Raw genomic sequence first — 13,453 nt, 5'->3', positions numbered from 1 at the left:
CTTTAATCCGTAACCAATGCCATTGATGGTCATGTTTATTTTGGTATCGATACTCAATATTAAGCGTTTCTGCTTTACCGATAACAAAGTTCTGCCAAATAGATGTGATTCTCTCAATATCGTCTTGATGTATTGGGATATCTGCTAGCTTGACGTCAATATGTGGCTCTGGCCCTAAAACGCCACCTCGGTTATCAAGTGACAGAACTTGTGTCGATTGATGCCATTCCCATAGGTCCGAATCGCTGCCTTTTAACGATTGGCGCAAGCGTTCGTCACTTTCTACCAATGCATGATTCATTAGCTTGAAGCGATTAATTTGCCGCTGTCTAAATAACAAAAAAATCGTGATGATAAGCAACACACTAAAAATCAATGCGCCGATAAATTGTTGTGATCGCCACCAAAACTGCTTCACAGTAAATCGATATTGAAATGGCTCACTCGACCAAATGCCATTTCTTTTATATAAAAGCTCAAGTGCATACGCCCCGGCACTTAAACCAGTAATATTAATCTGTGACTGGCCTTCTAATAGCACGTAATTCCCAGAGTCGGAGCCATTCTTAACCAAACGATATTGTATGGTCATCGGTTTATCATCAAGGTAATCGAGTATGGCGATTTGGAAACTAATTAGGCTTGCTCCTGGCTCGACTTGCGACAATTGGCTGGGAATGAGATAAACCTCAGTATTGCTCTCATAGAACACTGATACAGATTCCAGTATCACTTTATCGTTAACAGTACGAGGCGCCAGTTTATTGAGGTCGATTAACATTGCACCATCTGGCGTACCCACAAAAAAGCCTTTCGCAGGATCATAAAATTTTGCCGACTCATTAAATTCATCGGAAATAAAACCATCTTTATGACTAAACGAACTAACTTTACCTGTAGCTTTATTAACCTTAATAATCGCACTGGCGCAGCCAACGATATGGTCTGTTTCTGTGTCCTGTAAAAAGAACACCACTTTACAATCGATCTTCCACTGTTGATCTAGCGAAATGATTTCATCGGTCTGAGTATTAAATTGATAAACACCCTGTTGGGAAGTGCCTATCCAGATAATATTGGGCGCAACTTGTAGAAGTCTGTTTATTATCGGAATATTTGTAAAGGTTGCAAATATATCCAATTTTGAGACATATTGATTCGTCGTGGATAAATAACCAAAATGCTTTCCTCCAGCTATCCACAGACGATCCTGGTCACCTCTTAAGATCGCATTGAACGACGTTTTATCTAAAGACTGCTGACCGTCAGCAAGTACTTGTAATTTCAAATCATCATTGCCGTTTTTCCAATAATACAAACCCTTGGTGGTTGCAAACCACATCACATCGTTAAACAACTCATCACGATAAATGCTGATTACAACTCTATCTTGCAGTGACTCTTTACCACCACTCCACTCCGCAAAACGCGTACTGGTATTGGTTAATTTATTGACAACATATAAGCCACTTGTGGTGGCTAACACAAGGTGATCAAGGTCTAAGGATTCTATCGCATAAATACTGTCATTGAGTTCAAATCCTGATGGGATGATCATGGTTGAAGTTTGATTCTGAGCGTTAACGACAGACAAACCACCATCAGTGCCAAACCACACCTTTTCACCTTCGCTGTGAACCGACCACACCATTTCGTTATCAAGTAGGTAAGGAGGTTTTTTAGAATAATCGTCAATTAAAAAGCTCGGCTTACCTGCTATGACCGCTAGGCCATCACCAGAACCACCAATCCATAACAGCCCATTGGCATCTACCGCCATATCATGGATGTAATCAATATTTGCTCGTTGTTTAAGCTCGTCACGGTAGAGCGTTAATATGTTGTTTTCTTGGCTCCAAAAAATCAATCCTGCTCGGCTTGAAATCCATAAATCACCATTAAGGTCTTGGTCCATTTGCTCAACATAATAAGGAATCTCAGGCACTAATTGCACAGTAAGACTGTCAATATTGACCTGATATAAACCTTTCGAAGTTAACATCCACACGCGTTGTTGTTTATCTTGAAACAACTTTCTGATTGAACCATTTTTATCTGACCATGGAAACAAGCCGACGAAGGTTCCATCTGCCTGATGAAGCTGGAGTATATTATTAGTGGAAAACAAATATTGTGTGTTGTGGAGTTCAAGTGCATTACGCCACGTTAAATTATTATCAAATGAATGACTTGGAGATAAAGATAACTGCTGAGAAGTGTCATTAAAATAATAAACTTGGCCAGAATAAGTTAATAACAATAACCGTCCATCAATCTGACGTTGAGTGGCAACTACCCTAATACTATGATTGAGGTGAGCAGTTTCATTATCTTTAGGTTTAAGCAGTAAGCTGAAGTGATTATCTAAAATGTTGTATAAATATAAAGAGGAATTAGTGCCAACAAGTAAATGCTCTTGGCCAGAATTCACCAAGATTGTAATCAGTTCATCATCAAGTACAGAGTCAAAGCCGACTTTATCAATACGCCTAGCTTTACTGTTACTAACGCGGTAAAGACCTTGTTGAGTAGCCAGCCATACAAATCCATAATGGTCAAAACTAATATCCTGAATGGTGGCATTAGCTAACCCATCTCGTGCAGTAAATACTCGCTGAACAATATCTGCTGCACTCGAAGGTGCAGCAGAGTGTGAATAAACAATCACACTAACGAAACAAAAAAATACCGCTCTGAACATAAATTAAGCCTATACCTCAAAAAATGATATTTGTACTCATCGTTATCACGTACCGATAAGCCTGCAATGGTTAGTATTTTATTTAATGACTCAGTAAATGGCACAAACGATAAAAATGTTTTCACGGAGCGGGAAACAACTCTGTTTAATATTTGATAGCCATTTGTAGCGATTATTTATTGTGCTTTTTATAAACAATATTAATGTTTTAACATTATTACCCACAAAAAGTAATACTCCTACCTAAGACTAGTCTATAAATTAAATATAGGTAAAAAAAAGCACCCCTAAAAGGAGTGCTTTATGTCATCAAGTCTCAGCGTAAATTACTTCTTCTTAACCGCTTTAGGGTTAGGTAAGTCAGTAATTGAACCTTCATACATTTCAGCCGCTAAACCGATTGATTCATATAAAGTCGGGTGAGCATGAATGGTTAATGCTAAGTCTTCAGCATCACAACCCATCTCAATCGCTAGGCCAATTTCACCTAATAATTCGCCACCGTTAACACCAACAATAGCACCACCGATGATACGATGAGTTTCTTTGTCGAAAATTAACTTGGTCATGCCTTCGCTGCAATCAGATGCAATTGCACGGCCGCTAGCAGCCCAAGGGAAAGTAGCAGTTTCATAAGCAACACCTTGCTCTTTTGCTTCTTTCTCAGTGAGACCTACCCATGCTACTTCTGGGTCAGTATAAGCAATTGAAGGAATTACTTTAGGGTCAAAGTAATGCTTCATACCAGCAATAACTTCAGCGGCAACATGACCTTCATGCACACCTTTATGAGCCAACATAGGTTGACCAACGATATCACCGATAGCATAAATGTGCGGTACGTTAGTACGTAACTGCTTATCAACATTGATAAAGCCGCGCTCATCAACATTAACACCGGCTTTTTCAGCAGCAAGAGACTTACCATTTGGTGAGCGACCAATTGCCACTAAAACAGCATCGTAACGAACAGGTTCAGCAGGTGCTTTCTTGCCTTCCATTGTTACGTAAATACCGTCGTCTTTTGCTTCAACTGCGGTCACTTTAGTTTCAAGAATAAGATTAAACTTCTTCTTGATTTGCTTAGTGAATACACGGACAACGTCTTTATCTGCAGCAGGAATAACTTGGTCAAACATTTCAACCACGTCAATTTCGCTTCCTAAAGATGAATACACAGTACCCATTTCTAGACCGATAATACCGCCACCCATTACTAATAACTTACCAGGAACTTCTTTCAGTTCAAGTGCATCAGTTGAGTCCCAAATACGTGGGTCTTCATGTGGAATAAATGGCAATTTAATTGGACGTGAACCGGCAGCAATAATCGCTTGTTCAAACTGAACAACAGTCACAGTGCCATCTTCTGCAGTGACTTCTAAGCTATTAGGACCAGTAAATTTACCAAAACCATTAACCACGTTAACTTTACGCATTTTAGACATTCCGCCTAATCCGCCCGTTAACTGGCTAATTACTTTGTTTTTAAAACCACGTAATTTGTCTAAATCAATCTTTGGCTCACCAAAAACAACACCATGGTCAGCAACAGCTTTGGCTTCTTCAATGACTTTTGCTACGTGCAATAGTGCTTTTGAAGGGATACAGCCAACATTCAGACACACACCACCAAGGGTACTGAAACGCTCAACAATTATGGTGTCTAAGCCTAAGTCAGCAGCACGAAACGCCGCAGAATAACCTGCTGGGCCTGCTCCTAGTACGACTACTTGAGTTTTGATTTCGTTGCTCATGATTTCCTCTAATCTTGTTCATTCCGTGTGAAAGACGGATCGGCCCAAATGTCGATGTCGCCAGCTTGAAACTTACGTTTCACTTCCAATTTCTTTCAATTGTGGACTAAAAAATTGGGATGGGCGCATTTTATACTCAAATCAATTTGTTTGAAACCGATCACAATAAAAAGGTCGCTCATATGAGCGACCTTTTGGGTTATAAAATCAATGTACGAATGTCTGATAGTATCGCAGACAAGGTCACACTAAAGCGTGCAGCCATTGCGCCATCAATAACGCGATGGTCATATGACAACGATAACGGCAACATTAATTTAGGTTCAAACTCTTTACCGTTCCACTTTGGCTTAATCTCAGATTTTGATACACCTAAAATCGCCACGTCAGGGTAGTTAACAATCGGCGTAAATGCCGTACCGCCAATGCCACCTAAACTTGAAATAGTAAAACAGCTACCTTGCATGTCAGCAGACTTAAGTTTGCCATCACGAGCACGGATAGAAATGTCGGTTAACTCGCGCGACAATTCAACAATGCCTTTCTTATCAACGTCACGTACAACCGGAACCATTAGGCCGTTTGGTGTATCAACAGCAACACCAATGTGGAAGTACTTCTTCTGAATAAGCGACTCACCATCAGCACTCAAACTAGAGTTAAATACTGGGAACTCAGCTAATGCTTTGGCAACCGCTTTCATCATGAACACTAATGGAGTGATCTTGTAATCCGCTTTTTTCTTAGCAGCAAGATCGTTCTGCTGCTTACGGAATGCTTCCATCTCAGTGATATCAGCTTCGTCAAACTGAGTAACATGTGGAATGGTTACCCAGTTGCGATGTAAGTTAGGACCAGAGATTTTCTGGATACGGCTTAGTGGTATTTCTTCCACTTCACCAAACTTACTGAAATCAACTTTAGGCGCTGCAATCACGTTTAAGCCACCAGCACCACCAGAAACCGCTGTAGCAGCCGTTGCTTTAGGGCGTGATAATTCGTATTTAACAAACGCTTGCACGTCTTCTTTCAAAATACGCGATTTACGACCTGTGCCAGAAACCTTAGTTAAATCAACACCAAACTCACGCGCTAAGCGACGTACCGCAGGCGATGCATGAACAACGCCTGTTGACGCAGTCACGGCAGCGCTAGGATGAAACGGCACTGGCGGAGCTGATGGACGACTTGCTGCCATTGCTGGAGCTGGTACAGCGGGTGCGGCTTGAGCAGGAGCAGCTTGCGCTACTGGTGCAGAGCTAGTGGTTTCAATAGTCGCAATTAAGCTACCTTGAGACACTTTATCGCCCACTTTAACTGTTAATGACACTAATTTACCGGCAAACGGTGCTGGCACTTCCATGGTAGCTTTGTCTGTTTCAAGGGTAATTAACCCTTGATCTGCAGTGATTTCATCACCAACAGCAACCAACACTTCGATAATATCAACATCATTAGCGTCGCCAATATCAGGTACATGAATTTCTTGTACTTGAGTTGTCGTTGCGGTTTGTGCTGCTGGAGCCTGAGCCGCTTGAGCTACCGGTGCTGCTTGTGGCGCAGATGCAACAGGTGCCGCTGCAACAGATACAGAGCCAGCAACCTCTAACGTAATAACCAATGAACCTTCAGATACTTTGTCGCCAACGGCCACAGTCACGGATTTAACCACACCTGCTTTAGGTGACGGTATATCCATTGTTGCTTTATCAGTTTCTAAGGTAATTAACCCCGTATCAACGTCAATGCTATCGCCAACAGCAACCAATACTTCAATGACAGACACATCCGTGTCGCCACCAATATCAGGTACTTTTACTTCAATGACTTCTGAACTTCCCGCACTTGGTGCGGCAACAGGCGTCACTGGTGCAGGAGCTGCAGCTTGTGCCACTGGCGCTTCAGCTTTAGGAGCTGGCGCTTCGGCTTTAGCAGGTGCAGCGTTAGCTGCACTCATCATCGCAATTAAGGTACCTTCAGAAACGGTATCACCAACGGCGATTTTTAACTCTGTTAACGTACCAGCAAAAGGTGCTGGAATGTCCATGGTCGCTTTATCGCTTTCAACTGTAATGATTGATGCTTCTTTTTCAAGATAATCACCAACCGCAGCACAAATTTCAATAACCTGTACTGCATCAGTATCGATATTAGGAACCAAAACTTCTTTTAATTCAGCCATTTTGTATCCCCTTACGCGAACTGTGGGTTGATCTTGTCAGCATCAATACCATATTCAGTGATGGCTTTAGTCAACACCTCAACTGGCATTTCATTACGCTCAACAAGAGACTTCAGTGCCGCAATAACAATAAACTTAGCATCTACTTCAAAGTGATGACGTAAGTTTGCGCGGCTATCGCTACGACCAAAACCATCAGTACCGAGTACTTTATAGTCTGTCGGTACGAAGGCACGTAATTGCTCGCCGTATATTTTCATGTAGTCAGTAGCCACAATCGCTGGCGCGTCTGCAGATAATACTTGGCTGATATATGCTTGCTTAGGTTCAGCAGTTGGGTGCAACATGTTCCAACGCTCTGCTGCTTGGCCGTCACGAGTTAACTCGTTAAAGCTAGTAACACTAAACACATCTGCGCTTACGCCAAAGTCTTTTGCTAATGCTTGTGCTGCTTTACGCACTTCTTCAAGAATCGTACCGCAACCCATTAACTGCACTTTACCTTTACCACTACCGGCAACTGTCTCAAGCTTGTAAATACCTTTTACAATGCCCTCTTCGGCACCGGCTGGCATTTCTGGCTGAACGTAGTTTTCGTTCATTGTGGTGAGGTAGAAGAAGATATCTTCTTGATTTTCGCCATACATACGACGAATACCATCTTGCACTACCACCGCAATTTCATAACCGTAAGTTGGATCGTAAGAAATACAGTTTGGAATAGTGTTAGCCAATACGTGGCTGTGACCATCTTGATGCTGCAAACCTTCGCCGTTCAATGTTGTACGACCAGAAGTACCGCCGACTAAGAAACCACGTGCGCGCATATCGCCAGCAGCCCATGCCATGTCACCAATACGTTGGAAACCGAACATAGAGTAGTAGATGTAAAACGGAATTGTTGGCATGTTGTTAACTGAGTAGCTAGTTGCAGCTGATACCCAAGATGACATTGCGCCTAATTCGTTAATACCTTCTTGTAAAACCTGACCGGTTTTATCTTCGCGGTAGTACGCCACTTGATCAGAATCTTGTGGAATATATTTTTGGCCTTCGTGAGCATAAATACCCACTTGACGGAATAAACCTTCCATACCAAAAGTACGCGCTTCATCAGGAATAATTGGCACAATACGCTTGCCAATACCTTTGTCTTTCAACAAAGCGGTTAGTACGCGAACAAACGCCATTGTTGACGAGATTTCACGGCCATTTGAGCCTTTTAAAATCGAATCGAAAATTTTCAATGAAGGAATTTCTAACTCTTCAGTGAACTTTTCACGACGTTGCGGTAAATAACCTAATAATGCTTCACGGCGACTCTTTAAGTATTTCACTTCTTCAGAGTCTGGACCTGGGTGATAGAAAGGCAGATCTTCTAGCTGGTCATCAGGGATCGGAATATTGAAACGATCACGGAAATAGCGAATAGATTCAGCACCCATCTTCTTCACGTTGTGAGCGATGTTTTTACCTTCACCCGCATCACCTAAACCGTAACCTTTAACTGTTTTAGCTAAAATAACGGTTGGGCGACCTTTAGTTTTTTGTGCATGTTCAAGTGCAGCGTAAACTTTAACAGGATCATGACCACCACGGTTTAAGCGCCAAATGTCATCATCTGACATGTTAGCAACCATTTCGGCAGTTTCAGGGTACTTACCAAAGAAATGCTCACGCGTATACGCGCCGCCTTTGGCTTTACAATTTTGGTATTCACCGTCTACGGTTTCTTCCATTAACTGTAATAATTTACCGCTAGTATCACGAGCCAATAATGGATCCCAATAGCGTCCCCAAATCACTTTAACCACTTCCCAGCCTGCGCCGCGGAATTCGCCTTCAAGTTCTTGGATGATTTTACCGTTACCACGAACAGGGCCATCAAGACGCTGTAAGTTACAGTTAACGATAAACACTAAGTTATCTAATTCTTCGCGTGCAGCTAAACCGATAGCACCTAATGCTTCTGGCTCATCACACTCACCGTCACCTAAGAAACAGTAAACTGTCTGCTTAGAACAATCTTTTAAACCACGGTCAGTTAAATACTTCAAATAACGCGCTTGGTAAATCGCTTGAATAGGACCTAGACCCATCGATACCGTCGGGAACTGCCAGTAAGTAGGCATTAACTTAGGGTGTGGGTACGAAGAAAGACCTTTGCCATCGACTTCTTGACGGAAGTTAGCCATTTGATCTTCAGTAATACGGCCTTCAAGGAACGAACGCGCATAAATACCGGGTGCGATATGGCCTTGGAAATACACCAAATCACCACCGTCATGCTCATTCGGCGCACGGAAGAAATGGTTAAAACACACATCGTAAATTGTTGCGCTAGACGCGAAACTTGAAATATGGCCACCAAGCTCTAAATCTTTTTTAGAACCACGTAACACCATCGCCAATGCATTCCAACGAATAATCGCTCGAATACGGCGTTCCATTTCTTGGTTGCCAGGCATATTTGGTTCTTGGCCTGCTGGAATAGTGTTTAAATACGCAGTTGTCGCATTGTAAGGTAAGTGAGTACCGTTACGACGCGCTTTGTCGATTAATTTTTCGAGTAAAAAGTGTGCACGTTCAGGCCCTTCTTGCTCTAATACAGCTTGTAGAGCATCTACCCATTCTTGGGTTTCTGATGGGTCTAAATCTTGAAGCATATCTTCAGACATCTCGCAGTCCTTCTCTATATACGGATTATATTTCGGCTTTTTGCTGCTTGTTGACACAACAAAAGTGTATTCTTATTCAAAGTGACAAGTGCTACACGCCGCTCTTTAAACGGCGCAAACTACGTTGCAACCGACTGTCTTCTTCTCTTACTGACAACATGACTTCTTCGATGTAGCTTAAGTGCTCATTCGAAGCTTCACGTGCAGCGTCTGGGTCCCGGCGTATAATCGCAGCCAGTAATGCATGCCTGTGTTCATTTGCCATGGTAGAAGCTTCTTCGCGTATGCTTAAAAGCTCCAGATTTTGTGCCACATTTTTGTGCAACACAGGGGTTAAACTTAATACTAAATGCAACATCGCAACATTGTGTGATGCTTCTGCAACCGCACGATAAAAACGTACAATCGCAGCTGCTTTTGCTTCAATATTCGTCGCAGCTTCTACTTCAACAATTCGTTTTTGAATATTTTGCATATCCGCATCGGTGCCGCGCAGCGCAGCATAATACGCCATCATGCCTTCAGTGGCGTGACGGAATTCGAGTAAGTCATACTGACTTTCAGAGTCGTTATGCATTAATTCAACGATAGGATCGGCAAGACTTTGCCAAAGTTGTTCTTTAACATAGGTGCCACCGCCTTGACGACGCATGAGCAACCCTTTTGCTTCTAATTTTTGAATTGCTTCACGTAACGAAGGACGAGACACTTCAAATTGCACCGCGAGTTCGCGTTCAGGAGGTAGTTTCTGACCTGGCTGTAAACTGCCTTCTAGGATCATCCGCTCTAATTGCTCCATGATCACATCAGAAATTTTTGGCTGGGTAATCTTTATATAAGCCATCTGGCGCTCTGCTCCCTAAACAAGCAATTGTCAATTGGTCTTACCAATTAATATGAGAGAGCGCACTTTATCAAATCATACAAGCCATGTCTAGTTATCAGAATACCGACAAAAGAACACCGCTTTGTTTAAAACGCTCAAGCCAAGAGCATAACCGATATTTATGCTTAAGGGGTCAGACCATTTATCCACATTAATCTCAACGCTAGATAAGCGAAGAGGTAAAATCTTAGTAAAAAGCAATCACTAGCAGTGACCCTGCGAGATCCTATGCAAGCTAAAAGCTTAGAGCGCTTGCTGCTAAGTGCTTTAAAACCTCAGCAGCAAAGCGGTCCTCGCAGGACGGATTACGCCCCAGAAGCCAAGCCTAGAATCTAGCTAACTCACAAAACCAAAAATAGTTAATACAGAAACCATGGTTAGCAGTAACACAAAATTACGCTTACTTAATGCCAGTAACGCCAAGGTAGATTGCACACTCAACGGCGCTTCCCCTGCTTCAGGTAAAGACTCTGCCGCAATTGCAGTATGGGTCACTATCGTTTTAGCATCGGTATTAACACTTAAACCATATTGTCGCCAAGCACTTAACCCTTCACTAAACTGGCCACTTAGCACATAACCAAAACTAAATACCCGGCTTGGTAACCAGTCAAATATCATTTGTAGTTGGTCGACCAATGGCATGTCGAGTTTATGCTTGCTGTTATACTCACTATAAAAACGCACTGTACAATATAAAATTGCACCCACGGGGCCTAAAAATATCAAATACAACGCAACAGCACCGTAATAACGGTAATTAATCCACGCGACTATTTGGCCCACTTTGCGACCTAAATCCTGCTCATCCACTACATCCAAATGCTCTGTAGAGTCCAACTCGCTGGCATAACGGTAACAAGCCTGTACATCGCCGCGACATGCCGCTTGAATATACTGTTTAAACACACTTCGTAATGATTGGTGACTAAAGCAAATAATCGATATCAATACCCAAAACAACAAGCTCAATAAATCAAAAAAAATGTCATCAAGCAGAAAACTGATCAACAACACTAATAAGGCGGGTAATACTATTGCAATCACGACGCTCAATTCTGATCTCAGTGATTGGCTATCCCAAAATTGCTTTTGGTAACGCGTCATAACACTATCAAACTGCCAACCACTCGGCAGAAGCTTCATACGCTCAACTAGAATTGCCACTAATAATGAAAATAACGCCATGAATATCCTTTTAACTTCTATTCAGTTGCTGCTGTGGCCATTAAAGAACAATGCTTACGTGGGCCATGGCTACAAATGTTTATCTAACAAATGCACTCCAACAACGGCTGAGCCCGCTAACTAGCTTAAGCAATGTTAATGGCTTGCTTATATCGAGGCCAATCAAAACTAAAACCTGGGTCTGTTTTACGCCCTGGCGCGATATCACAATGGCCGACAATATTATTTACGTTAATCATAGGATACTGCGCCATTAACTCCAATGTTAACAGCATTAATTGATGATATTGCTCATCGGTATAACCACTACTATCGGTGCCCTCCAGCTCAATGCCAATAGCAAAGTCGTTACAGCCCTTACGCCCGTTGAACTCTGAGATACCAGCGTGCCATGCTCTGTCATCGCAACTAACATACTGCACCACGTCACCATCACGGCGAATTAAAAAGTGTGCCGAAACTTGCAAACCGGCCAATTCAGCAAAACTGTCGTCAGCATTAATATCTAAGCAGCCTTGAAAAAGTGCATCAATGTGCGGCAAACCAAAACACCCTGCAGGTAAACTAATGTTGTGGATCACCAACAAACTAACCTCATTAGTGGGTCTCACATTAAAATGTGGCGAAATACACTTTCTAGCGCTGGCTAACCAACCTTGTTCTAATAAGCCTTTGAGCATATCCATCCTTTAAACATAACGACATAACCTCAACTAGAATTAACAGATGGGATTGTAAGCCATAATCAGGAGACTTGACCTATTTGATATCAAACTTGTCATTTGCTTTGCTAACAATGCCCAGTCTCTTACCGCTAGCATCAGATACAGGCCGATTGTAAGTCAATGCAATACCGTTAACGTATTAGGGGGCTATTTAATAACAGTTTAGTATCCAAAGTTAAGCTTATTTAACCATTCTCAATCTACATTTAACAGTAGTAAACTGGAATACAAATGCTGAAAATTGCCGACTTGATAGTGTCAGTATATGACCAAGTTATGGTAATCTTTAACAAATGCTCTCTGTAATAAACACTCTGTTAAATGCAGATACTGTTTAGCCTTATTACGCTCTTTAGCAAGGACTTTGCTTATGTTAGAAAACGACATCCGCCATGCTGTACAAACAGCGCTTGATGAAGACTTAGGTCACACAGCCAATAATACCATTCACGACATGCTCAATGCTGATATTACCGCTCAGCTTATCCCTGCAGACAAACATGTTTCCGGCACGTTAATCACCCGTGAAGATGGGGTTTTTTGCGGCAAAGCGTGGGCAGAGCAAGTATTTAACCAACTAGGCAGTGAAGTCGCGCTGCATTGGCATGTCGATGACGGTGATTTAATTGTGGCCAATCAAGTATTATGCGAACTATCTGGCCCAGCACGCGCTATTTTAACTGGCGAACGTACGGCCATGAACTTCATTCAAACTTTGTCAGGGGTAGCCAGCTTAACCAAACGCTACGTTAATAAGCTTGCAGGTACCCATACCCAATTGCTCGATACCCGCAAAACCATCCCAGGGCTTCGAACCGCTCAAAAATACGCAGTCACCTGCGGTGGCGGCAAAAACCATCGCATTGGTTTATTTGATGCGTTCTTAATTAAAGAAAACCACATAATGGCTTGTGGCGGTATTTCAAAAGCCATTACAGCTGCACGCGCTTTAGATGATAGCAAGCCGGTAGAAGTCGAAGTTGAGTCACTTGACGAACTAACCCAAGCACTTGATGGCGGAGCCGATATCATTATGCTCGACAACTTTGACGTCACCATGATGGTCGACGCAGTCAGCCTTAATAATCGTTATAAAGACCAAGGCAAAGGCGCTAAATTAGAGGTTTCAGGCAATGTCACGTTAGACACCCTAGCCACCTTCGCACAAACTGGCGTTGATTATATTTCAGTAGGCGCCCTGACTAAACATGTCAAAGCATTAGATTTATCGTTGAGATTAAAAGCTTAAGACTTACATTATTAGGTCTTAGGTACTAGGTTCTAGGTACTAGGTATTAGGTTCTAGCTCCCTTCAAAGCTAGGGCTTAACGCTTAG

Annotated in this window: 8 protein-coding genes; 1 reads left to right on the top strand and 7 read right to left on the bottom strand. The window is 42.3% G+C overall.

What is annotated here, in order from left to right:
• The 7 genes from H5202_RS11315 to ampD all read right to left on the bottom strand — a co-directional run.
• A partial coding sequence (locus H5202_RS11315; RefSeq protein WP_443019396.1) for a ligand-binding sensor domain-containing protein occupies window positions 1-2,701 on the bottom strand: 2,701 nt, incomplete at its 3' end.
• 326 nt (window positions 2,702-3,027) lie between these two features.
• Window positions 3,028-4,458 carry a dihydrolipoyl dehydrogenase gene (lpdA, locus tag H5202_RS11310; RefSeq protein WP_011639189.1) on the bottom strand — a complete coding sequence of 477 codons (1,431 nt, stop codon included), beginning with the start codon at window positions 4,456-4,458 and terminating at the stop codon, window positions 3,028-3,030.
• A gap of 199 nt (window positions 4,459-4,657) precedes the next feature.
• Window positions 4,658-6,640, bottom strand: a complete 1,983-nt coding sequence (gene aceF / locus H5202_RS11305) for a dihydrolipoyllysine-residue acetyltransferase (protein ID WP_182772165.1) — start codon at window positions 6,638-6,640, stop codon at window positions 4,658-4,660.
• 11 nt (window positions 6,641-6,651) lie between these two features.
• Complete coding sequence (aceE, locus tag H5202_RS11300; protein WP_182772164.1) at window positions 6,652-9,318, bottom strand: pyruvate dehydrogenase (acetyl-transferring), homodimeric type; 2,667 nt, start codon at window positions 9,316-9,318, stop codon at window positions 6,652-6,654.
• Between the two features lie 91 nt (window positions 9,319-9,409).
• Window positions 9,410-10,162 (bottom strand): pyruvate dehydrogenase complex transcriptional repressor PdhR, encoded by a 753-nt coding sequence (pdhR, locus tag H5202_RS11295; RefSeq protein ID WP_182772163.1) that lies wholly within the window; start codon window positions 10,160-10,162, stop codon window positions 9,410-9,412.
• Window positions 10,163-10,540: 378 nt separating this feature from the next.
• Complete coding sequence (gene ampE, locus H5202_RS11290) at window positions 10,541-11,392, bottom strand: beta-lactamase regulator AmpE (RefSeq protein ID WP_182772162.1); 852 nt, start codon at window positions 11,390-11,392, stop codon at window positions 10,541-10,543.
• Between the two features lie 125 nt (window positions 11,393-11,517).
• Window positions 11,518-12,072, bottom strand: a complete 555-nt coding sequence (gene ampD / locus H5202_RS11285) for a 1,6-anhydro-N-acetylmuramyl-L-alanine amidase AmpD (RefSeq protein WP_182772161.1) — start codon at window positions 12,070-12,072, stop codon at window positions 11,518-11,520.
• A 415-nt stretch (window positions 12,073-12,487) separates the two neighbouring features.
• On the opposite strand from ampD, the gene nadC reads away from it, so the two are divergent.
• Entirely contained in the window at window positions 12,488-13,366 is an 879-nt protein-coding gene (gene nadC / locus H5202_RS11280; RefSeq protein WP_182772160.1) for a carboxylating nicotinate-nucleotide diphosphorylase, read from the top strand.
• Window positions 13,367-13,453: the final 87 nt, after the last annotated feature.

Origin of the sequence: Shewanella sp. SG41-4, assembly GCF_014164505.1 — a bacterium.
GTDB lineage: Bacteria > Pseudomonadota > Gammaproteobacteria > Enterobacterales > Shewanellaceae > Shewanella.
Note: the sequence above shows the minus strand (reverse complement) of the source record. Positions and strands in the feature narration are given on the sequence as shown.

Bases quoted from the DNA above. Each gene is read 5' to 3' on its own strand.
- lpdA (WP_011639189.1), bottom strand. From the start codon at position 4,458: ATGAGCAACGAAATCAAAACTCAAGTAGTCGTACTAGGAGCAGGCCCA.
- aceF (WP_182772165.1), bottom strand. From the start codon at position 6,640: ATGGCTGAATTAAAAGAAGTTTTGGTTCCTAATATCGATACTGATGCA.
- aceE (WP_182772164.1), bottom strand. From the start codon at position 9,318: ATGTCTGAAGATATGCTTCAAGATTTAGACCCATCAGAAACCCAAGAA.
- pdhR (WP_182772163.1), bottom strand. From the start codon at position 10,162: ATGGCTTATATAAAGATTACCCAGCCAAAAATTTCTGATGTGATCATG.
- ampE (WP_182772162.1), bottom strand. From the start codon at position 11,392: ATGGCGTTATTTTCATTATTAGTGGCAATTCTAGTTGAGCGTATGAAG.
- ampD (WP_182772161.1), bottom strand. From the start codon at position 12,072: ATGCTCAAAGGCTTATTAGAACAAGGTTGGTTAGCCAGCGCTAGAAAG.
- nadC (WP_182772160.1), top strand. From the start codon at position 12,488: ATGTTAGAAAACGACATCCGCCATGCTGTACAAACAGCGCTTGATGAA.